Source organism: Psychroflexus salarius, assembly GCF_900129035.1.
In the GTDB taxonomy this organism is placed as follows: Bacteria; Bacteroidota; Bacteroidia; order Flavobacteriales; family Flavobacteriaceae; genus Psychroflexus; species Psychroflexus salarius.
Window position 1 is genome coordinate 179,096 of the sequence record NZ_FQTW01000002.1, and the last position, 20,713, is coordinate 199,808.

Genomic DNA, 20,713 nt, shown 5'->3' on the forward strand with positions numbered 1-20,713 from the left:
TTTGTTTTGTCTTATCTTTGTAAGATACAAGGTATAAATTTGCTTAACTTGAGCAAAAATACTATAAATTTAAGGAATGAGTAAAGTAAAATATTACTACGATAGTGAAACCCTATCCTACCGCAAAATTGAAGCTAAAAAAAGTAAAAAATTTGCTGTAGTACTTACTTTTTTACTCGGTATAGTTGTTTCAAGTTTTTTACTGTTAATGCTCTACTTGAATATTCCAGGGATCGAAACACCAAAAGAGCGAAAGTACAAACGTGAGATTACACAAATGAAGCTTCAATATGAATTGTTGGATAAAAAAATGAACAATGTAGTTGAAGTTTTAGAAGATATTGAACAACGAGACAACAAAATATATCGCGTATTTTTTGAAGCCAACCCATTAACTTCAGAACAACGTCAGTCTGGTTTTGGAGGAATAAATCGCTATGAAAATCTCGAAAGTTTCGAAAACTCTGAGCTCATTGTATCAACTTCAAAAAAACTTGATGTTTTAACTAAACGCCTTGCTATTCAATCACAATCCTTAGATGAAATTGTACAACTTGCTAAAAATAAAGAAGCATTACTTGAAGCTATTCCAGCCATTCAACCTGTTAAAAACGATGATTTAAAACGTACTGCTTCAGGTTATGGAATGCGTTATCATCCGATTTACAAGTATCGTAAAATGCATAATGGTATGGATTTTTCAGCTCCGCGAGGCACTGAAGTTTTTGCTACAGGAAATGCAAAAGTTAAAAAGGCGCGTTTAACTTCTGGTTTTGGGAATCTTATTATTTTAGACCATGGTTTTGGTTATGAAACCTATTACGCACATTTAAAAGACTTAAATGTTAGGCGCGGGCAAACTGTTAAACGTGGTGAAATTATAGGTACAGTTGGAAATACAGGTGTTTCTACTGGTCCACATTTGCACTATGAAGTCAGAAAAGATGGCCGACCAACCAACCCGATGAATTTTTATCATGGCGACTTAACGCCTGAAGAATACGATATCATGTTTAACATGTCTACACTTGAAAATCAATCTTTAGATTAAACATGAAATTAAGTGAGCAACATAAGTTATACTACACCATTGGTGAGGTAGCAAAAGCATTTAACGTTAACACTTCGCTGATTCGATTCTGGGAAAAAGAATTTGATGACATCAAGCCGAAAAAAAATGCAAAAGGCAATCGAAGATTTTCTCATGAGGATTTAAAAAAATTAGAACTTGTCTATCACTTAGTTAAAGAACGTGGTTTTACACTAGAAGGTGCCAAAACTCATCTTAAAGAACAACGGCAACAAACCTTATCTAAATTTGAAATGATCAGTAAATTAAAAGGTATAAAAGAAGAATTAACCGAAATAAAAAATAATTTATAATATGAAAAAGTGGCTAATCCCCGTAATTATAATTGTTCTAGTGGCAATTGGACTTTATAGTTGGACAAAAGGTTTTAATAACACTGCTGTAACTTTACAAGAAGATGCTAAAACCAAATGGAGTAATGTAGAAAGCGCCTACCAACGCAGAAGCGATTTAATTGGGAATTTAGTAAAAACAGTACAAGGTGCTGCTGATTTTGAAAAGAGTACATTAACTGAAGTTATTGAAGCAAGAGCAAAAGCAACATCAGTTAATATTGATGCTGGTAATTTAAATGCCTCACAAATTCAAAATTTTAGTCAAGCACAAAGTGGATTAACGTCGGCCTTATCTAAACTTTTAGTAAGTGTGGAGCGATACCCAGATTTAAAATCGAATCAAAACTTTATGAACCTTCAAAACCAACTTGAAGGTACTGAAAACCGTATTAATATAGAGCGTAATAAATTTAATGAAACCGTAGGCAGCTATAACAAACACATAAAAATATTTCCTAACAGTATTTTTGCTGGGTGGTTTGGTTTTGAAGAAATGACACGCTATCAAGCCGATGAAGGCGCTCAAAATGCACCTGATGTTGAATTTGATTTTAATAAATAAGTTATGAGTGATTTATCTGCATACATCTCAAAAAAAGAAGAAAAGTATATTGTTGACGCCATAAAAACTGCTGAGAAAAATACTTCTGGTGAAATTCGCGTTCATGTAGAAAAAAAATGTCCTGCTGATGATGCTTTTGATCGAGCCTTAGAAGTTTTTGAAAAACTAGAAATGCATAAAACCGAACTACAAAATGGTGTTTTATTTTATGTTGCCATCGAAGATCATAAATTTGTTATATGCGGTGACAAAGGTATTAATGATGTTGTTCCAAAAAATTTCTGGGAAAGTACCAAAGATATTGTAATTAGTAACTTTAAACTAGGTAATTACTCTCAAGGTCTAGTTGACGGCATTTTAAAAGCTGGAGAAGAACTTAAAGCACATTTTCCTTACCAATCTGACGATGAAAATGAACTCTCAGATCAAATTTCAAAAGCTTAGTTTATGTATTTAAAATCAACAAAAAATCTATTTGTATTAGTCGTCTTTACACTAATTACAGCAATTAGTTTTGCTCAATATTCAATTCCAAAAATACCTAAGACTGAAACTGCAGTTTATGATAAAGCCGATATCCTTGACCAAGATGAAGAACTGGCGTTAACTAGAAAATTAATTAGCTATGCTGATACAACATCAACACAAATTGTTTTTGTAAGTATAAAAAGTCTTCAAGGAGAAAATATTAACCTCTTAGCAGCCGAATGGGCAGAAAAATGGAACATTGGTCAACAAAAAAATGATAATGGTTTGATTATTTTAATGTCTGAAAATGATCGTGAAATAAGCATTCAAAACGGGTATGGCTTAGAACCTTACTTAACTGATTTAACAACTAGTACAATCATTAATCAAATTATTATTCCTGAATTTAAAAAAGCAAATTACTATAAAGGTTTAGACCAAGGAACCTCAGCCATCTTTGAAGTTTTAGCAGGAAAATTTGATCCTCAAGCCATTAAAAATAAAAATAGTGACGTTTCATGGTCGTTTCTAATCTTTCCCATCTTAATTGTGATTGTTATTTTTATTATTGCATCACGTCGTAAAAACAATGGTGGTGGCTCAGGTGGTAGACGTTCAGGCTCACCTGATTTGTTTGATATATTAGTTTTAAGTAGTCTTGGTCGAGGTGGCTTTGGCGGCGGCAGTTTTGGCAGCGGTTCATCTTCAGGTGGTTTTGGCGGCGGATTTAGTGGTGGCTTTGGCGGTGGAAGCTTTGGCGGCGGAGGCGCTAGCGGAAGCTGGTAAATTATACCAAATCTCCTATAAAATAAGATAAATAAATAGTTTCTAATTGCCTTTCTCTTTGTCTCATCTTGTAGAATGTGTGGTATTTCTTCTATTGCTCGATTTCGAAAATTTCTTCTACAGTGGTTGTAAACGCTTCAGCCATTTTTAATGCCAATAAAGTTGAAGGTACATATTTACCCTTTTCTATGGCGTTAACTGCTTGACGACTACTACCAATAGCTTTAGCTAAGTCGGCTTGTGTCATATTTTTTTTGGCACGCCAAACTTTGATGTGGTTTTTTATGCTACCTTCCATTTGAACTCAATTTTAATTTTATTTGAAATCTTGCAATAAAAATAATAAGTAAGGTAAACATATTGTAAACCATTATAGAAAAGAAGTCTAAACCATGAACAAAAATAAATGCTAAAATCAAAACAGCATAGTTTACGTAAACTGCCCAAGCTAGTGATGATAGCCGAAGTTGAGCTATAAACTCATCTTCAATTTTTTCTTTAGAAAAGGCAACTAAAATTCCGCCTATAATCACAAAAGTACCTGCCAAATCGTTTAAAATATTTTGGGAAGTCCAAATGAAAAAACCATTTTTATCAGAATCAAAGCTATCTGAAGTATAAAAACTGAGTAGCTTCACATCAAAAAACTCAGGTTCTAAGTCGTTTGATAAAACCACTAAACCACCAATTATACCAATACTAAAAATAAGCCAACCTACTAGTTTTACTGAATTTGGAAATAAATACGTTTGCATAGTCAATTATTTTATACCAAATGTAAACAATAATTTACAAATGTCAAAAATAATTTACTTTTTACGCATATAAACTGAAATCGGAACACCTGTAAAATCAAAATGTTCACGTAATTTATTTTCTAAAAAACGTTTGTAAGGTTCTTTAACGTATTGCGGCAAATTACAGAAGAAAGCAAATTGAGGTTGCGGTGTAGGCAACTGCGTTATAAACTTAATCTTTACATATTTACCTTTTGTTGCCGGTGGTGGATAATTTTGAATAATTGGCAGTAAAACATCATTAAGTTCACGTGTTTTTATGCGTTTACTTCTGTTTTTATAAACCTCAACAGCTGTTTCTATAGCCTTATATATACGTTGTTTATTTAAAACAGATACAAATACAATTGGTACATCTGTAAAAGGTGAAATTCGAGCTTGAATAGCTGCTTTGTAATCTTTCAGTGTATTGGTGTCCTTTTCTATTAAGTCCCATTTATTGACAAGAATTACAATCCCTTTTCTATTTTTATCTGCTAGCCAAAAAATATTTTGAACCTGACTATCAAAACCGCGATTGGCATCTAAAATTAAAATAATGACATCTGAGTTTTCGATAGCACGAACACTTCTCATGACAGAGTAAAACTCTAAATCTTCTTTTACTTTAGCTTTACGTCTAATACCAGCCGTATCCACTAATTTAAAGTCGAAACCAAAGCGATTAAATCGCGTATCGATTGAGTCCCGCGTTGTCCCTGCAATATCAGTTACAATGTAGCGGTCTTCGCCAATTAAAGCATTAATAAATGATGATTTTCCAGCGTTTGGTCGGCCGACAACGGCAAATTTGGGTAGCTCATCAAAATCGTCAACAGCATCTTCTGGAAGTGCTTCAACAACTTGGTCAAGCAATTCACCGGTTCCGCTTCCATTAATTGCGGAAATACAATAAATCTCACCTAGACCTAAATTATAAAACTCAACTGCATCTAGGCGTGCCTTGTTAGAATCGACTTTATTAACCGCTAAAACTACAGGCTTATCGTGTTTTCGAAGTAATTTAGCCACTTCATTGTCCATTGGAGTAATCCCAGAAGTCACATCAACTACAAACACAATTACATCAGCTTCATCAATGGCAAGTTCTACTTGTTTATCGATTTCTGCTTCAAAAACATCATCACTACCAACAACATAACCGCCGGTATCAATTAAGGTAAATTCTTTTCCATTCCAATCAGATTTACCGTAATGCCGATCTCTTGTAACGCCACTTACAGCATCTACAATGGCTTCACGCCTTTTGATTAAACGGTTAAAAAAAGTTGATTTGCCTACGTTTGGTCGGCCTACTACTGCTACAATTCCCATGAGTGATAATTAATAATTTGCAAATTTACGTCATTATTTAGAGATATAGTTGAAATACTTAAGCTAAGCTCTAATTTTGAAAATTTATGTACTTTTAGTTTTTTATAATTTTATGGCTAAAATTTTAAGTGTAGAAGAATTAAATGAGCAACTTCAGCTAAAACCTAGATTTAAAGTTGAAGTTAATGATGCTAATATTCAAAAACGTTTTTCAGCTGAAAAAAATCATCAGTCTAAAAATAATGTGATCATCAAGTCTTTAGACGAGCATATTTGGCTGTCCATTCAAAAAATAGAAAAGCGCTATTATTCTCCGCGTTTACATGTTGAAATTGAGCAAAGAGAAAAACATTGCATATTGCATTGCACGTTTGGGCCTGACCCAAATTTGTGGACGATGTTTATGTTTGTACACTTCTTTTTAGGCTTAGCTTTTATTGGGGTATTGACCTTATATTACACCAATACCACTTTAGGAAATTCTAACATCTTAGCTTATAGTTTAATGCTTACGATTGCTTTATTGTGGATTGGTTTATACGTTTTTGCAAGGAATAACAGACAAAAAGCAGCACCTCAGTCAAAACAGCTGCTTAAGGTTTTGGCAAATGTAATTAGTTAGAATTATCGTATCCGAAGCGTTTAAGCTGATTGGGATTGCTACGCCAGTTTTTATTAACTTTTACATACAATTCTAGGTGAATTTTTTTATCAAAGAATTTCTCTAAGTCTTTTCGAGCTTCAGTACCAATACGCTTAATTCCTTTACCTTGATGACCGATAATAATACCGCGTTGTGAATCACGCTCGACCATAATAATACTTCTGATCTTAATGATTTTATGAGACTCTTCGAAGGCTTCAGTTTCAACTTCTACACTGTAAGGTATTTCTTTTTTATAATGAACTAAAATACGTTCACGAATCTTTTCATTGACGAAAAAGCGCTCAGGTTTGTCTGTGAGTTGATCTTTAGGGTAAAACGCAGGTGATTCAGGAAGTAGTTCAACTAATCTAGATTTGAGATTATCTACACCGAAATTATTTAATGCCGAAATGGCGTAGACTTCAGCCTTTGGTAATTGTTGTTTCCAATAATCGATTTGCTCTTCAACAAATTCTTGATCGTTTAAATCGATTTTATTCAACAATAAAATGACTGGAATAGCTGTATTTTGAAGTTTAATGAAAAAATCTTCATCCTTTAAAGCTTTTTCACCTGTTTCAACCAAATATATAAGTACATCAGCGTCTTGAAAAGCAGATTTCACAAAATCCATCATCGACTCTTGTAAGGTATAAGCCGGTTTTATAATTCCTGGTGTATCACTAAACACCATTTGGTAATTTTCATCGCTTAAGATACCTAAAATTCGATGACGTGTGGTTTGAGCTTTATTGGTTATAATTGACAATTTTTCACCAAGAATAGCATTCATTAATGTTGATTTTCCCACATTGGGATTCCCAATGATATTTACAAATCCTGCTTTGTGTTTCATAATTAAAATTTTATTCAAAAAAATTGAGCTACCTTATTTTAAAGATAGCTCAATTTAAATAATACCAAATCTCCCATAAAATAAGATAAATAAATAGTTTCTAATTGCCTTTCTCTTCGTTAAAAAAATGAAACGTAGCTATGGCTATGATTAATTTTTTTGCCTTGATTAAGACAATTATAATTCAATTTCTTTTGGTCTCATCTTATAGAATATTTTGTATAATTCTTTAAACCTTGTTTTATTTCAATTTCTTTTTGACTTCAACTTCTTGGTAAGCTTCAATAACATCGCCTTCTTTCAGGTCGTTGTAGTTTTTAATCTGCATACCACAATCGTAGCCTTTAGAAACTTCTTTTACGTCATCTTTAAAACGTTTTAATGATGCTAGTTCACCAGTGTAGATTACAATTCCATCACGGATTAATCTAATGCCAGAATTTCTATAAATTTTACCAGAAGTTACCATACAACCAGCTATAGTACCAATTTTAGAGATTTTAAATGTTTCTCTAACTTCAGCGTTACCAGTTATTTCTTCTTTAAGTTCTGGAGACAGCATGCCTTCCATAGCATCTTTAATATCGTTAATCGCATCATAAATAATTGAGTACGAACGGATATCAATTTCTTCTTTATCAGCAAGCATTCTAGCATTTCCAGCAGGCCTAACATTAAAGCCAATAATTACAGCATCAGATGCTGATGCTAGAAGCACATCGCTTTCAGTAATGGCACCAACGCCTTTATGAATTATATTGACTTGAATTTCTTCAGTAGATAATTTTTGTAAACTATCAGTTAAAGCTTCAACAGAGCCATCAACATCTGCTTTTAGAATAATATTTAATTCTTTAAAGTCTCCTAATGCAATACGTCTTCCGATTTCATCAAGTGTAATGTGTTTTTGTGTTCTTACGCTTTGTTCACGTTGCAATTGTGTTCGTTTAGAGGCAATATCTTTCGCTTCACGTTCATCTCGCATCACCTGGAAGGTATCACCTGCCTGTGGCGCTCCATCTAAACCTAGTAATGACACAGGTGTTGATGGTCCAGCTTCTTTAATTTTATGACCACGCTCATCGTGTATTGCTTTTACTTTACCGCTTGTGGTACCAGCTAAAACATAGTCTCCTACTTTTAATGTTCCTGATTGAACTAAAACTGTGGAGACATAACCTCTACCTTTATCTAAGAAAGCTTCAACAACAGTACCTGTAGCCGTTCGGTTAGGGTTTGCCTTAAGTTCTAAGATTTCAGCTTCTAATAATACTTTTTCTAATAAATCTTTAACACCATCACCTTTTTTAGCAGAAATATCTTGTGATTGAATTTTACCGCCCCAATCTTCTACTAAAAGATTCATATTAGCTAAAGATTCTTTTACTTTGTCTACGTTAGCAGTAGGTAAATCGACTTTATTAATTGCAAATATAATTGGCACACCAGCGGCTTGTGCGTGAGAAATAGCCTCTTTGGTTTGAGGTTTTACATCATCATCTGCTGCAATTACAATAATGGCAATATCAGTTACTTGAGCACCTCTTGCACGCATAGCTGTAAAAGCTTCGTGACCTGGTGTATCTAAAAAGGCTATTTTTTGACCACCTTCAAGAATAACGCCATAGGCACCAATGTGTTGGGTAATTCCACCACTTTCGCCAGCGATAACGTTTTCTTTTCTAATATAATCTAATAAAGATGTTTTACCATGATCAACGTGTCCCATTACGGTAACTATAGGAGCACGAGGTTCAAGATCTTCATCATTTTCTTCTACTTCTTCAACAGGTGCTTCAATTTCTGCTGTTACAAACTCTACTTCATAACCAAATTCTTCGGCAACAACTGAAAGTGTTTCAGCATCAAGACGTTGGTTCATCGTCACCATCATACCAAGTGACATACAGGCTGAAATAACTTTAGTTACGGGAACGTCCATCATAGAAGCCACTTCACTAACGGTTACAAATTCAGTTACCTTTAATACTTTGCTTTCAAGTTCTTGTTGGTCTGTTTCGTCTTGAGAACGTTGACGATGTTGTTGACGTTTATCTTTTCTATATTTAGCACCTTTACCTTTACTAGATTTTCCTTGAAGTTTTTCAAGTGTTTCTCTAATTTGCTTTTGTACATCAGCTTCAGAAGGCTCTTCTTTTACAACTTGTTTTTTCTTATTGCCGCCTTTAGATCTGTTATCTCTAAAGTTTGGTTTATTAGGTGCGTTTTTATTGATACGCTTACGCTTACGTTTTTTTGAGGCGGAGTTGTTTGAAGATTTTTTATCATCTTCTTTCTTTTTAGGTGTCTTTTTAAACTGATTTAAATCAATTTTTTGACCCGTAAAATTAGGTCCTTTTAACTTTGTGTACTGAGTTTCGTGCTTAACATCTTCAACTTTTTCTTCTGAATCCTTTTTTGGTGTTTCTGTTTTTGAAGTCTTATCTGAAACTTTTGAGGCTGAAGGATTATTTTGACTTGGTTTTTGAGCTGATTTTTTGGGTTGGTCTTTATTTGTTTTAGGCTTAGGCTTTTTGGCTGATTTGTCTAAGTCTATTTTACCAACTTGTTTTGGTCCAGATAGTTTTGTTTTATTGGACTGCTTTTCTTTCGCTTCGGCTTCTTTTTTTGCTTTTGCTTCGGCTTCAGCTTCGGCAGCTTTTTTGGCTTTTTCAGCTTCGGCAGCTTTTTTTGTGGCTTCGGCTTCGCGCTTTGCTTCTTCTTCTTTTTTCTTTAGAAGTTCTTTTTCTCTTGCGAGTCGAAGTGCTTCTTTTTCTTTTTTACGCTCTTCACTTACTTCTTTAGATTCAACACGCTTAGATTTATCTGTCTCAAATTTATCAAATAACACTTGATAAACATCTTGAGATATCTTAGTTGTGGGACGCGCCTCAATTTCGTAACCCTGAGAACCTAAATACTCGACAGCTCTATCAAGTGATATATTAAATTCTTTAAGTACCTTATTTAATCTTTTTTGTTTTGCTTCAGCCATAAATTGCCTCTAATAATTCTAATTTAATATTCAACAAAGATGAGTTTAAAAAACTTATTCTTCAAACTCTTCTTTTAAAATTTTGATGACGTTTAAAATCGTTTCTTCTTCTAAGTCAGTTCTTTTTAACAAATCGCCGACTTCTAATTCTAGTATACTTTTGGCTGTATCAAGGCCAATTCTTGAAAATTCGGCGATCACCCAATCTTCAATTTCATCTGAAAATTCAGATAACTCAACATCTTCATCCTGAACATCATCTCTAAAGACTTCAATATCATAACCTGTTAATTTACAAGCTAATCTAATATTGTGACCACCACGACCAATCGCCTTAGAGACTTCTTCTGGTTTTAAAATAACCTCAGCATATTTTTTATCTTCATTCAGTTTTATATCTACTATTTTAGCAGGACTTAAAGAGCGTTGAATATAAAGTCTCGGGTTGGTTGTGTAATTAATTACATCTATGTTTTCATTGCCGAGTTCTCTAACTATTCCGTGGATTCTAGAACCTTTCATTCCTACACAAGCACCAACAGGGTCAATTCGATCATCATAAGTATCTACTGCAACTTTTGCTTTTTCTCCTGGTACACGTACAGCATCTTTGACATTGATTAAACCATCAAAAACCTCAGGAATTTCTTGTTCAAATAATTTTTCTAAAAACTTAGGTGAAGTTCTTGATAAAATGATTGATGGTTTATTACCCTTAAGCTCAACATGTTCTATAACACCCCGAATATTGTCTCCTTTTCTGTAAAAATCTGAAGGTATTTGATGATCTTTAGGAATCACTAACTCATTACCTTCATCATCAAGTAAAATTACAACATTACGTCTTACATGATGAACTTCTGCAGAGTAAATCTCACCAGTTAATTCATTAAAGTGTTTGTAAGTATTTGTACTATCATGCTCATTAATTTTAGAAATTAAATTTTGACGCAAAGCTAAAATTGCTCTTCGACCGAGTTGAAATAATTTAACTTCTTCAGAAACATCTTCGCCAACTTCAAAGTCAGGTTCTATCTTTTGAGCTTCAGAAAGTGATATTTCTTTATTTTCATCTTCAACTTCACCGTCATTTACAACGATACGGTTTCGCCAAATTTCAAGATCACCTTTATCTGGATTAATGATAATATCGAAGTTATCGTCTTCACCATACTTTTTTTTCAATGCGTTTCTAAACACATCTTCAAGTATAGCCATTAATGTAACTCTGTCTATTAATTTATCGTCTTTGAACTCAGAAAACGAGTTAATTAAATCGATATTCTCCATATCACTTTTTGTTAAAATTTATCATCACTTTTGCTTCAATTATATCTTGTAATGGGATGGTTTTAGTTTTTTGAACTGTATGTTTCCCTTTTCCGACAGGCTTAGGTTCTCTTGCTTTCCACTCTAAAGAAATACTTTCGCCGTTAGCCTCAACCAAATCGGCTTTTATGGTTTGATCTTCTAGTTTTACCTCTAGTTTACGATTAATATTTTTTTGAAATTGCCTTGGCAAACGCAAAGGTGAAGTAGCCCCAAATGATGAAACATCTAGTGAAAAATCTTCAACTTCACGATCTAAATTATGCTCAACAGCACGACTTAATGCAATGCAATCTTGAATTGAGACATCTCTATCGCCATCAATAACCAGTTTAATATGGTTTTGAGAAGATATATCAAAATCTACTACAAATAAATGCGTATGTTCTTCAAGTGCGCTGTTTATTAAACGTTCTATGTGTGAAGCATCTAGTGCCATAAGCCTATAAAAAGAGGGGACAATTGTCCCCTCGCATAATTAATCTTTTGCAAATATACATATTTATTTTGATTTAGAAAAAACAAAGCTTATTCGGAATAAATTTTGTATTTTTAGTTAAAATTTAAGATCAAAATGAATAAAATTTTAGTCCCAACAGATTTTTCCGAACAAGCCAATAATGCATTAAAAGTTAGCGCTCAAATTGCTAAACAACATGATTGTGAAATTTACTTATTACACTTATTAGATTTACCATTAGACTTAATAGATCCCGTAAATGAAGGTGTTGGTAACGATTTACCTGAAGCTTTATTTTTCATGAAGCTGGCACACAAACGTTTTACAGAAACTTTTGAAACTTTTGAAAAAGAACTTGAAGGTATAAAAGTTCATGAAACAGTTGAGTTTAATGAAGCTTTTGATGGAATTTTAGAAATCTCAAAAAAATACGAATGCGATATGATTGTTATGGGTTCTAACGGAGCTGAAGGCTTAAAAGAAATATTTGTTGGCTCTAACACTGAAAAAGTAGTTAGACATGCAGAAATTCCGGTATTAGTTGTTAAAGAAAGTTTAGACATATCAAAAATTAAAAGCATTTCATTTGCATCAAGTTTAAAATCTAGCCAAAAATCTACTTTTACAAAAGCCATTAATCTTGCTCAAAGTTTTAATGCTCAACTCAAATTAGTTTACATCAACACACCAGAAAATTTTAAGACAACCCGACAAATCAACGAACGTTTTAAAACTTTTACAGAAGACATTAACCTTGATGAAATTGATTTTAAGGTTTATGCCGACAAGTCTATTGAAGAAGGCATAAAAAACTACTCGGAGGATATTAATGCTAACATGATTAGCATTGGTACACATGGCAGAAAAGGAATTTCTCACTTCTTTAATGGCAGCCTTTCTGAAAACCTAGTCAACCATTCTAAACGACCAGTAATTACATTTAAAATTTAAGCAAAGCTTGTTTTAAGCCAGAATTTACAAAAGACCAAATAAAATTCCATAAAGATTTAGTTTGGTCTTTTTCTATATTTTGTAATTGAAAAGAAGTGTTTAGAGAACGCTTAATCATTTTATTAGCCATTAAACTTACAAATTGGCGTTTGCGACCTTTATTATTATACAAAGTCACTTCAATATCAGATGAATTTAAATTAAAAATGCCACTAGCTGAATTATCTCGTGATCTTATGTTAGTCTTAATTGAATTAAACTTACCTGAAATACCCGTTTTAATACTTTGCTCTAGTAATTCTGAAAAACGATTGGCTAAAATATTTTGACCACTTATTTCGGCTGTAAAATCTTCGGTTGAAGTAGATAAATTGTAAGATAATCCCAAATTAATTTCGGAAGCTTTATTAAGCCTAAATTGAGCATTTAGTCGAGCTAAATTAGATGACTTTGGTAGTTTAAAATTATTTAAATTAGTTAAAGTTAAATTCAAATCATTAAATACAACAGGCGCAAAATCTTTATTAATCCTATGTTTTTCTGCGTAAGTAATCGTTGCATGATCAACCCATAAGCTGTCAAGCATAAATCTAAAATTTAAATTTTGTAGCTGCTGTACATAATTAAGTTTTAAGCTTTTGTCGTCTTTAAGCGTTTTATCTCTTGAAATTTTAAAGTTTAAAGAATCTGTTTTTAAACGACTTAATCTTAGATTAGAAATACTTGTGTTTTTAAAATTTAATTCTGCCAAAGTTGAATTAATTGAAAAGGCTTCTAAATGCATTAAATCGGTTTCATGACTAATTTGTTTCCCGTAATCATGTTTTGAAAACAGCGGTAAAATTTTGAGTTGAGCTATTTCAAATGCCTTATTTTTATAATTAAACTTACTAAGCTGAAGTTTTTGTAAATGATTAATAGGATAGTTTAAATGATCAAATCTTAAATAACTTAATTGTTCTAAGTTGAAGTTTTTATAGATATTAACTTGATTAACTAATGTATTTAGATTAGTTAATTTTCCTGTTTTTTGAGCTTTGTTAATTGTAAAATTGACATTTTTTAGCTCAAGTTGATTTAAGCTTACTTTTTTATCCTGGGACTGACTCGATTTTTGAGTAGTTTTATTTAGTGCGTTAACTTCAACAGAAGCAGTGTTTAATTGCAAGTATTCAATTTCAACTTGGCTACTCGTGATTGTAGATAGGTAATTCAAATTCAGTTTAACTTCTTCTGCATCAATCTTCAACTTGGGTGACTTATAATTAACATTTACAAGCGATAAATTTCCTAATAAACTAATATTTAATTCAACAAAATTTAAGCCTTTAATGCCAAGGAGTTTCTGTTCAGCTTTATGTTTAATAATGGTAAGACCTATAAAATACAGGCTAAAAACGACTATTAAAGTAATAAGCGGTTTTTTGTAACTGATTGTTTTCATAAGTGTTTACTCGAATTATACATTAGAAAATCTATTACGGCCTGAAACTACTTCAAAATCAACATTTCATTGGTGATTTTATCGTGTTTTCAAACCTCATCATAAAGTTCTAGCGCATATATCAAGTTTAAAGATACACTTTATCTATATAATTTAGCCATGTAAAAACAACATTGGTAAATTGTTATGGCAAATTTGTTTTGCAGAGTTTTTCTTAGTCGAGAAAACCAGATTAAATACGCTTAAATTTTTAGCAAACATGACTATAGTGTCATAACCAACGCTGGCGCATTTTTTAGCAGAAGAGATATGATTTTCTGAAATTCTTTGAATGCCAATATTAGACAAAACTTCGTTGATTTTTTGCTTGGTAGTTAATTGTATTTGCGTTAATTCAAGGTTATTTTGTACTGAAAGCAAGTCTATGTTTTTCTCTGAAAAATCATAAATTTCACTTAACACAGAAAACACCTTGTGTTCAACATTAATAGAAAAGTCTGTTGGGAGTAGTAGTTTTTTAGGTGATTTTAGACATGTGTTTTTAGACACTAATAAAACAGGGCAATTAACCTTAGTAATAACATCAACCGTTTTTTTATCTAAATCAATTTCGTCTTCAATTTGGTGTTGATGGCTATTACCAACAATAATTAAGTCTATATCTTGGCGTTTAACAAAATCGCGAATACTATCAAGATATTGACCTTCAATAAAATGTGTATTTAATTGATGTAATGGATTGTTTTGATCTTTAAAAACCTTTAAATCTTTGTTGAGTTTAGATTCAAAAATTGTGTTGCATTTTCCAGAGCAGGAATCTCCGGAGCAAGGCTTTTTGACGTGCATTAACGTGATTTTCGCAGGCTTATCTCGCAAAAGAATGCTTGCATACTTCATCACGTGATTAGCTGTGCTAGAAAAATCGGTTAATAATAAAACATTCATAAGCCTAAATATGGCTACAAATGTATTTTAGAGTTTTTAGTATTTACATGACAAAAATCATGTTTCAAGAGATATTTTTAAGTGCTTCAAAATCATTGATTTTAATATTTCTTCCTTCAACATCTATAATGCCTTCTTTCTTAAATGTAGAAAGTGTTCTAATTAAACTTTCTGAAGCGATCCCGGCAACTGCAGCTAAATCTGCTCTTGAAATTCTTATTTGTTTCAGTTTGTTTTTCTTTAAACGTTCAGCAAAGAGTAAAATGGTTTGGGCAGTTTTCTTTTTCACAGAACTGTAAGCCATTTCTAAAAGCTGTGTTTTAGTTTCGTTTAATGAATCGCCCAAAGTATCGATAAACTCAAACATAACTTGTGGGCTCTGAACAAAAAAGTTTTTAAAATCCTCTAATGAGATTTCGTAGAGTTTGGTTTTTTCTAAAGCTGTAGCGTTCTCGATAAAGCTAGTGGTTTTGGTAAAGCTGATGTGTCCAAAAAAGTTATCGTCTCTAAAAAGTGCTGTTGTCAACTCTTTACCATTTTCTTCAATTTGATGTGTTTTAACAACGCCGTGTTCTATCAAAAAAACTTTATTAGCTGTTTGTCCTGCCTCATAAATATGCTCGCCAGCTTGGTAAAATTTAAGCTCAAAATCTTTGATTTTTTCTTTTAAAGCCTCAAAAGATTGTAAGTTATTATTAGTTGAATTTTGTGCTTGTAATATTTTTGTCTTGGCTAAACGGCTTTCTATGGCACTGATAAGCTCGTCTTCTTCAAAAGGTTTTGTCAGGTAATCATCGGCGCCGAGATCCATTCCTTTTCTAATATCTTTATGATCGGTTTTAGCAGAAAGAAAAATAAAAGGTATGGCTTGTGTTTTAGGGTTATCACTTACAGCCTTTAAAACATCGTAACCATCAACTTTTGGCATCATGATATCGCATACAATAATATCAGGCATAAAGCCTTCAACTTTTGCAATACCAATTTCGCCATCTTGTGCTGTTTCGACAGTATAGTCTGAAAGTTCTAAAATTTCAGCTGTATTCTCTCTAACAGTTGTATCGTCTTCAATTAAAAGTATTTTTTTACTCATGTCTTTTTGGGATTTCAACGAAGAAGCTAGTACCTTGATTTTCTTCACTTTCAAACCTAATATGTCCGTTTAAATTTTCTAAATGTACTTTTACAATATTGAGACCAATGCCAGTGCCTTGGTTAAGAAGTGCATTTTCGGCTCTAAAATAGCGTTCAAAAATATGTTTATGATCTTTTTGTGGAATTCCCATTCCTTGATCTTTAACTTCAAATTTAATGAATTTTGAGTCGCTATTATCAATATCAAAATAAATGTTGGTATGCTCTGGCGAGTATTTGATAGCGTTATTAAGAAGGTTAGATAAAATAAGCTCAAGTACATTTTTATCTTGGCGTAAGATAAAGTCTTCAATTTGTTTTGGGTAGTGTAAATCTTGACCTTCTTTTAATGTAATATTGGCACTATAAACTACTTCATTAATAAGGTTTACAAGGCTAAATTCTTCAAATTTATAAGTCACTTTTCCAGACTCTAAGCGTTCTACTGAAAGAAAATCGTTTAAAATTCCGGTTAAATAGTGAACTTTATTTTTTATGGTTTTAAGGTGCTTTTCGCGTTTTTCTTGTTGTTCTTTTTCGGTGTATTTTCCGATTAAGGTTGTTGATGTTAATATGCCGCTTAAAGGTGTTTTAAATTCGTGCGAAACTAAAGATAAAAATTTGGTTTTCAAGTCGTTAAGCTCGCGTTCTTTTTGAAGTGCGTCTTTAGTTTTAGCTTCAGCAATTTTACGTTTTTTAATTTCTTTTTCTAAAGTTTTATTGAGCTTGGTAAGCTCTTCTATAGAAGATTGAAGCTCTTTAGTTCTTGATTTAACTTTAGCTTCGAGCTCTACATTTAACTGCTCTATTTCTTGCTCGTTTTCTTTACGAAGTGTAATATCGGTAATCAAAGACATCACATAGTGTTCGCCGTCAAACTCAAAAGGATTTAAACCTGCTTCAACGGGAAATTCATCACCATTTTTTCTCACCCCAAATAAATCTCGCCCAATTCCCATTTGGCGTTTTTTAGATTGCTCCATGAAATGGTCCACATGTTTGTGGTGGTTATGATGGTATTTTTTTGGGATTAAAATATCGAGTTTTTTACCGATAAGTTCGGCTTTTGAATACCCAAACATTTCAGCTGCAGAGGTATTAACTTCAATTATAATTTGGCTGGTGTTGACTACCAAAACACCTTCAGAAATACCTTCAAAAAGAAGTTTAAAAACTTCAATATCTTTAGAAATTCTACTATTATTCAATCAATAAATTTTGTTAACAAATATAAGCCTTATTTCAAAACTGTTGAAGTTATCAAGCTAAATTTAGCTTGTTTATACTTTAAAGACTTTTATTGCCAATTTAATTATAAAGCTGTTTTTTAATGAAAGCTGTTTTTTAATTTAGTAAAATCTAAACAGTTAAAAATATGGGCTTACTTGGTTCAATCGTTAAATCTGCGGTTACATTAAATCAGAAATTAAACATCAAATCACAACCTAGTAAAAAAACGCAAGAAGCTGTTTTACGTGAGCTTTTAAAAGCTTCTAAAAACACTGCTTTCGGGAAATACTATGGTTTTCATCAAATATTACAATCGAAAGATTTGCTTCAACAATTTCAAAGCAATGTACCTATTCATACTTATGGCAAAATGAAATTTTGGTGGGAACAACAGCAAAAATTTAGCGATATTACATGGCCTGGAAAGCCAGATTATTTCGCTAAAACAAGTGGCACCACTGGTAATAAGAGCAAACGCATACCAATTACTAATGATTTTTCTGATAGTATGCGAAAAGTAGGCCTATCCTTAGCTACTGAGCTACCAAATTTTCCTGTACCCGAAGAAGTTTTTGAAAGCCACGTGTTAATGCTTAGCAGTTCAAGTAATTTAAATCTTCACGAAAATGGGCATTTAGAGGGTGAAATTAGCGGTATTAATATTCATAATTTTCCTGATTGGTATGACTATTTTTATTGCCCAGGAAAAGAAATTGCTGCGATTGATAATTGGGATGAGCGCATTGAAGAAATTATTAAAAAAGCGCCAGAATGGAATGTTGGCTCTATCGCTGGTATTCCTTCTTGGGTGTTAAGAATGTTGCAAGCCATTATGGAGCATCACCAACTTGATTATATTCAAGATATATGGCCTAACTTTAGAGTTTATGTGAGCGGTGGCGTCGCCTTTGAAACTTACCGAAAAGATTTTGAAAAAATTTCGAATAAAAGTCTCATTATCATTGATACTTACCTGGCTTCTGAAGGCTTTTTTGCTTACAGCGCTCATCCAAATTCAATGGCTATGCGGCTTGCTATAAATCATGGCTATTTTTACGAGTTTATACCATTTGATGAACGCGGTGTAGATGAAATGGGCGAAATTTTAGAAAACCCTAAAGTTTTTGACTTATCTCAAGTGAATACGACTGATGAATATATTTTAGTCGTTTCAACAAATGCTGGTGCTTGGCGATATGTTATTGGAGATACCATAAAATTCACTAATCTTTCGCCATTTGAAATTAAAATTACCGGTCGCACAAAATTCTTTTTAAACGTGTTTGGCTCTCAATTGTCTGAAGAAAAGCTAAATGCAGCGGTTGTTTACACAGCCAACAAACTTGAAGCTAGTGTTAACGAATACATGGTTGGTGCCTTTAGTGAAAATAACCAACATATACATCAATGGATTGTTGTTACTGATGACAACATCAATCACAAAAAATTTATAAGCTTACTTGATGATAAGTTGAAATCATTAAACCATAACTATAAAGTTGCAAGACAAAAAACAATAGATGAAGTTAAACTTAAAGTTATCAGTAAAAGTGATTACGCCAAATACTTAGAGAAAACGAGTAAAAAAGGCGGTCAGGTAAAAGTTCAAAAAGTGATGCAAGGTGAAGCTATAAAGACTTTTTTAGATTTTTTTGATTAAAGATCTAGGTAAGGCTCTAAAATCGACTCGTCTTGTGAACATAGCAGCACATCTTCTTTTGGCAAATAGTATTTTAAAATTTTGCGCTTGTACTTTTCCCCTATTAAATCATGTTCTATAATGAAGTTCTTTGTAGCTAGAATCTCTTCATGAAATCCATGTGAAATCGCAATATAATCTGCGTCATGTTCTACTTTCTTTTTGAATTTTTTAGACCATAAATATTTAATTCCAAAAATGATCATTTGTAAGTTGGTGTGCTGTTTATAATCAACAATATGACCCAACTCATGTGCAAACCAACCTTTTAAGACCTGGCTAGGAACATCGTCAATTTTTAACTCTTTATGATCTCTAATATGAGCATTCAGTTTAATTCTGTACTGTTTAACACCTGTAAAAATTGAGCTCAACGAAATAATGGGTTGAGCCTGCATGGTAGAGGATTTAACACTTACTTTTTCAAGGCTAATTTTAATATTATTTAAGGTTTTATACTGTTGAGCCACCTCACGAAAGCAAGTTTTAATTCTGTCATTATTGATGTGCTTAAAGCTAATTTGCATAATATTGAAAATATTCAAATTAGGATAAATCTTATATTTTAGTTAATAATGAAGTGTTAAGATTTAATTTTCTTCATTAAAGATAAAATTCATGAGTTTCAATCATTAAAAACTTAATTCAAAAATGTGATTTTAGAAACAAGAAAAAGAGCAATTCTAAAACTCTTCAAACTAAAACATCGTAATCTAAATAAAGCTTTTCTTGTAAGCTTATTTTAATTCAAAATTAAAATAGATTATCATTAAAATTAAGCATGCTTTTGACGTTATCATACAAATCTGGAAACTGAGTTTTGAGTTCTTTCGGTGATTCGAAAAAAGTTTCAATGAGTACCGAAATAAACTCAAAATTGTTCGTAAATGCATAATTTCTTAGAAGTTTTGAAGCCTTAAGATGTTGTCTAAATCCTGCATTGGAATGTATTTTATGCTTAATTTTATCATAGTGTCGCATAAACAGAGTTGCTCCTATGGCACTATTCTTTCGCTTTTCAAAATCAAAATGCAGCACATGCACGAGTTCATGAATGCCGAGATTAAGATTGTCATTTTCAATAGCATAACCTTCTAAAAAGTCTTTCCAAGAAAATACGACCGCTTTGTAAGCTGGGTTAAACTCGCCTTTGTGTAATGCTTTATTCGATGTAGATTGAAATGCCTCAGGATAAATCACAAAAGTACTCAGAGATTTAAACCTGTAATTTCTATACCCAAAAGTGAGCATGATTGCAGTAGATGCAATAAGAACTTTATGTTGATTAGTAATGTAGACGCCTGACCTACCTTCAAATTGATGATGCTTGATGAATCTTGCTACACGATGTTCAAAATATAATTTCTTCTTAGGTTGAAGTTTCTGGTAAAACCCAAATTGATTTTCGAGTATATATATCTGATCTTCAGAAAGTTTCCGTTTTCTAAAATATAGATGAGTGTAGAAGGGTTTTGGTGAAATATAACTTACCCATAACTCTTCAACTAAAGCAAACATTGATCGTATAATTACGATTAAAAGAATTAATACTGACAATAGCATAAGAGCTGTAATTATAGAACGTCCTAGTGCTTTGTTATCAAATAGAGAAGCTTCGATCATCAATGAAATGTTTAAAACATCAGCTAAATAACTCATCATATTCATTAAA

General features: G+C 32.4%; 21 protein-coding genes. 8 read left to right on the forward strand and 13 right to left on the reverse strand.

Going from position 1 to position 20,713, the window contains the following annotated elements:
- Nucleotides 1–76: 76 nt before the first annotated feature.
- Genes BUB82_RS04040 through BUB82_RS04060 form a run of 5 tightly spaced genes read left to right on the forward strand, consistent with a single transcriptional unit; the run spans nucleotide 77 to nucleotide 3,241 of the window.
- On the forward strand, nucleotides 77–1,051 hold the full coding sequence (locus tag BUB82_RS04040; protein ID WP_073192210.1) for a M23 family metallopeptidase: 975 nt from the start codon (nucleotides 77–79) through the stop codon (nucleotides 1,049–1,051).
- A 2-nt stretch (nucleotides 1,052–1,053) separates the two neighbouring features.
- Complete coding sequence (locus BUB82_RS04045) at nucleotides 1,054–1,383, forward strand: MerR family transcriptional regulator (RefSeq protein ID WP_073192212.1); 330 nt, start codon at nucleotides 1,054–1,056, stop codon at nucleotides 1,381–1,383.
- A gap of 1 nt (nucleotide 1,384) precedes the next feature.
- Nucleotides 1,385–1,987: a LemA family protein gene (locus BUB82_RS04050; protein WP_073192214.1), complete on the forward strand. Its 603-nt coding sequence runs from the start codon at nucleotides 1,385–1,387 to the stop codon at nucleotides 1,985–1,987.
- Between the two features lie 3 nt (nucleotides 1,988–1,990).
- Nucleotides 1,991–2,431: a TPM domain-containing protein gene (locus BUB82_RS04055; RefSeq protein ID WP_073192216.1), complete on the forward strand. Its 441-nt coding sequence runs from the start codon at nucleotides 1,991–1,993 to the stop codon at nucleotides 2,429–2,431.
- A 3-nt stretch (nucleotides 2,432–2,434) separates the two neighbouring features.
- Nucleotides 2,435–3,241 carry a TPM domain-containing protein gene (locus BUB82_RS04060; protein WP_073192218.1) on the forward strand — a complete coding sequence of 269 codons (807 nt, stop codon included), beginning with the start codon at nucleotides 2,435–2,437 and terminating at the stop codon, nucleotides 3,239–3,241.
- Nucleotides 3,242–3,332: 91 nt separating this feature from the next.
- On the opposite strand, the gene BUB82_RS04065 is transcribed toward BUB82_RS04060, so the two are convergent.
- From BUB82_RS04065 to der, 3 genes are read right to left on the reverse strand one after another with little or no spacing between them, the layout of a single operon-like run.
- Nucleotides 3,333–3,539 carry a helix-turn-helix transcriptional regulator gene (locus BUB82_RS04065; RefSeq protein WP_317041048.1) on the reverse strand — a complete coding sequence of 69 codons (207 nt, stop codon included), beginning with the start codon at nucleotides 3,537–3,539 and terminating at the stop codon, nucleotides 3,333–3,335.
- Nucleotides 3,529–3,996: a hypothetical protein gene (locus tag BUB82_RS04070; protein ID WP_073192220.1), complete on the reverse strand. Its 468-nt coding sequence runs from the start codon at nucleotides 3,994–3,996 to the stop codon at nucleotides 3,529–3,531. The genes BUB82_RS04065 and BUB82_RS04070 overlap by 11 nt, the downstream gene beginning before the upstream one ends.
- 54 nt (nucleotides 3,997–4,050) lie before the next feature.
- A complete protein-coding gene (der, locus tag BUB82_RS04075; RefSeq protein WP_073192221.1) occupies nucleotides 4,051–5,352 on the reverse strand; it encodes a ribosome biogenesis GTPase Der in 1,302 nt (433 codons plus the stop codon).
- Nucleotides 5,353–5,464: 112 nt separating this feature from the next.
- Here der and BUB82_RS04080 point away from each other — a divergent pair, with 112 nt between their 5' ends.
- The gene (locus tag BUB82_RS04080) at nucleotides 5,465–5,974 is read left to right on the forward strand and encodes a hypothetical protein (RefSeq protein ID WP_073192223.1); all 510 of its coding nucleotides are present in this window, start codon (nucleotides 5,465–5,467) and stop codon (nucleotides 5,972–5,974) included.
- On the opposite strand, the gene era is transcribed toward BUB82_RS04080, so the two are convergent.
- From era to rimP, 4 genes are all read right to left on the reverse strand, one after another.
- Entirely contained in the window at nucleotides 5,967–6,854 is an 888-nt protein-coding gene (gene era / locus BUB82_RS04085) for a GTPase Era (protein WP_073192224.1), read from the reverse strand. The two genes, BUB82_RS04080 and era, sit on opposite strands and share 8 nt — an antisense overlap.
- Nucleotides 6,855–7,095: 241 nt before the next feature.
- The gene (infB, locus tag BUB82_RS04090; protein WP_073192226.1) at nucleotides 7,096–9,849 is read right to left on the reverse strand and encodes a translation initiation factor IF-2; all 2,754 of its coding nucleotides are present in this window, start codon (nucleotides 9,847–9,849) and stop codon (nucleotides 7,096–7,098) included.
- 54 nt (nucleotides 9,850–9,903) lie between these two features.
- Nucleotides 9,904–11,139, reverse strand: coding sequence for a transcription termination factor NusA (nusA, locus tag BUB82_RS04095; protein ID WP_073192227.1), 1,236 nt, complete (start codon nucleotides 11,137–11,139; stop codon nucleotides 9,904–9,906).
- A gap of 1 nt (nucleotide 11,140) precedes the next feature.
- On the reverse strand, nucleotides 11,141–11,617 hold the full coding sequence (gene rimP / locus BUB82_RS04100; RefSeq protein WP_073192229.1) for a ribosome assembly cofactor RimP: 477 nt from the start codon (nucleotides 11,615–11,617) through the stop codon (nucleotides 11,141–11,143).
- A 135-nt stretch (nucleotides 11,618–11,752) separates the two neighbouring features.
- On the opposite strand from rimP, the gene BUB82_RS04105 reads away from it, so the two are divergent.
- Nucleotides 11,753–12,589 carry a universal stress protein gene (locus BUB82_RS04105; RefSeq protein ID WP_073192231.1) on the forward strand — a complete coding sequence of 279 codons (837 nt, stop codon included), beginning with the start codon at nucleotides 11,753–11,755 and terminating at the stop codon, nucleotides 12,587–12,589.
- On the opposite strand, the gene BUB82_RS04110 is transcribed toward BUB82_RS04105, so the two are convergent.
- The 4 genes from BUB82_RS04110 to BUB82_RS04125 all read right to left on the reverse strand — a co-directional run bounded on the left by BUB82_RS04110 (nucleotide 12,579) and on the right by BUB82_RS04125 (nucleotide 17,320).
- Nucleotides 12,579–14,033: a hypothetical protein gene (locus BUB82_RS04110; protein WP_073192233.1), complete on the reverse strand. Its 1,455-nt coding sequence runs from the start codon at nucleotides 14,031–14,033 to the stop codon at nucleotides 12,579–12,581. The two genes, BUB82_RS04105 and BUB82_RS04110, sit on opposite strands and share 11 nt — an antisense overlap.
- Nucleotides 14,034–14,186: 153 nt before the next feature.
- Nucleotides 14,187–14,978, reverse strand: coding sequence for a universal stress protein (locus tag BUB82_RS04115; protein WP_073192235.1), 792 nt, complete (start codon nucleotides 14,976–14,978; stop codon nucleotides 14,187–14,189).
- A gap of 64 nt (nucleotides 14,979–15,042) precedes the next feature.
- On the reverse strand, nucleotides 15,043–16,071 hold the full coding sequence (locus BUB82_RS04120) for a response regulator (protein WP_073192236.1): 1,029 nt from the start codon (nucleotides 16,069–16,071) through the stop codon (nucleotides 15,043–15,045).
- On the reverse strand, nucleotides 16,064–17,320 hold the full coding sequence (locus tag BUB82_RS04125) for a PAS domain-containing sensor histidine kinase (RefSeq protein ID WP_073192238.1): 1,257 nt from the start codon (nucleotides 17,318–17,320) through the stop codon (nucleotides 16,064–16,066). Before BUB82_RS04125 ends, BUB82_RS04120 begins: the two co-directional genes overlap by 8 nt.
- A gap of 167 nt (nucleotides 17,321–17,487) precedes the next feature.
- Between BUB82_RS04125 and BUB82_RS04130 the strand changes: the two genes are divergently transcribed.
- Complete coding sequence (locus tag BUB82_RS04130; protein WP_073192240.1) at nucleotides 17,488–19,002, forward strand: GH3 family acyl-acid amido synthetase; 1,515 nt, start codon at nucleotides 17,488–17,490, stop codon at nucleotides 19,000–19,002.
- On the opposite strand, the gene BUB82_RS04135 is transcribed toward BUB82_RS04130, so the two are convergent.
- Nucleotides 18,999–19,568 carry a hypothetical protein gene (locus BUB82_RS04135; RefSeq protein ID WP_073192242.1) on the reverse strand — a complete coding sequence of 190 codons (570 nt, stop codon included), beginning with the start codon at nucleotides 19,566–19,568 and terminating at the stop codon, nucleotides 18,999–19,001. The genes BUB82_RS04130 and BUB82_RS04135 overlap by 4 nt on opposite strands.
- Nucleotides 19,569–19,794: 226 nt before the next feature.
- The gene (locus BUB82_RS04140) at nucleotides 19,795–20,700 is read right to left on the reverse strand and encodes a zinc-dependent peptidase (protein WP_159432023.1); all 906 of its coding nucleotides are present in this window, start codon (nucleotides 20,698–20,700) and stop codon (nucleotides 19,795–19,797) included.
- Nucleotides 20,701–20,713 lie beyond the last annotated feature (13 nt).

What these genes read in the sequence shown, in the direction of transcription:
- era (WP_073192224.1), bottom strand. Translation starts at nt 6,854, where the DNA reads ATGAAACACAAAGCAGGATTTGTAAATATCATTGGGAATCCCAATGTG.
- BUB82_RS04070 (WP_073192220.1), bottom strand. Translation starts at nt 3,996, where the DNA reads ATGCAAACGTATTTATTTCCAAATTCAGTAAAACTAGTAGGTTGGCTT.
- BUB82_RS04135 (WP_073192242.1), bottom strand. Translation starts at nt 19,568, where the DNA reads ATGCAAATTAGCTTTAAGCACATCAATAATGACAGAATTAAAACTTGC.
- BUB82_RS04040 (WP_073192210.1), top strand. Translation starts at nt 77, where the DNA reads ATGAGTAAAGTAAAATATTACTACGATAGTGAAACCCTATCCTACCGC.
- BUB82_RS04115 (WP_073192235.1), bottom strand. Translation starts at nt 14,978, where the DNA reads ATGAATGTTTTATTATTAACCGATTTTTCTAGCACAGCTAATCACGTG.
- der (WP_073192221.1), bottom strand. Translation starts at nt 5,352, where the DNA reads ATGGGAATTGTAGCAGTAGTAGGCCGACCAAACGTAGGCAAATCAACT.
- BUB82_RS04140 (WP_159432023.1), bottom strand. Translation starts at nt 20,700, where the DNA reads ATGAGTTATTTAGCTGATGTTTTAAACATTTCATTGATGATCGAAGCT.
- BUB82_RS04110 (WP_073192233.1), bottom strand. Translation starts at nt 14,033, where the DNA reads ATGAAAACAATCAGTTACAAAAAACCGCTTATTACTTTAATAGTCGTT.
- nusA (WP_073192227.1), bottom strand. Translation starts at nt 11,139, where the DNA reads ATGGAGAATATCGATTTAATTAACTCGTTTTCTGAGTTCAAAGACGAT.
- BUB82_RS04080 (WP_073192223.1), top strand. Translation starts at nt 5,465, where the DNA reads ATGGCTAAAATTTTAAGTGTAGAAGAATTAAATGAGCAACTTCAGCTA.
- BUB82_RS04130 (WP_073192240.1), top strand. Translation starts at nt 17,488, where the DNA reads ATGGGCTTACTTGGTTCAATCGTTAAATCTGCGGTTACATTAAATCAG.
- BUB82_RS04060 (WP_073192218.1), top strand. Translation starts at nt 2,435, where the DNA reads ATGTATTTAAAATCAACAAAAAATCTATTTGTATTAGTCGTCTTTACA.
- BUB82_RS04105 (WP_073192231.1), top strand. Translation starts at nt 11,753, where the DNA reads ATGAATAAAATTTTAGTCCCAACAGATTTTTCCGAACAAGCCAATAAT.
- BUB82_RS04045 (WP_073192212.1), top strand. Translation starts at nt 1,054, where the DNA reads ATGAAATTAAGTGAGCAACATAAGTTATACTACACCATTGGTGAGGTA.
- BUB82_RS04050 (WP_073192214.1), top strand. Translation starts at nt 1,385, where the DNA reads ATGAAAAAGTGGCTAATCCCCGTAATTATAATTGTTCTAGTGGCAATT.
- rimP (WP_073192229.1), bottom strand. Translation starts at nt 11,617, where the DNA reads ATGGCACTAGATGCTTCACACATAGAACGTTTAATAAACAGCGCACTT.
- BUB82_RS04065 (WP_317041048.1), bottom strand. Translation starts at nt 3,539, where the DNA reads ATGGAAGGTAGCATAAAAAACCACATCAAAGTTTGGCGTGCCAAAAAA.
- BUB82_RS04120 (WP_073192236.1), bottom strand. Translation starts at nt 16,071, where the DNA reads ATGAGTAAAAAAATACTTTTAATTGAAGACGATACAACTGTTAGAGAG.
- infB (WP_073192226.1), bottom strand. Translation starts at nt 9,849, where the DNA reads ATGGCTGAAGCAAAACAAAAAAGATTAAATAAGGTACTTAAAGAATTT.
- BUB82_RS04055 (WP_073192216.1), top strand. Translation starts at nt 1,991, where the DNA reads ATGAGTGATTTATCTGCATACATCTCAAAAAAAGAAGAAAAGTATATT.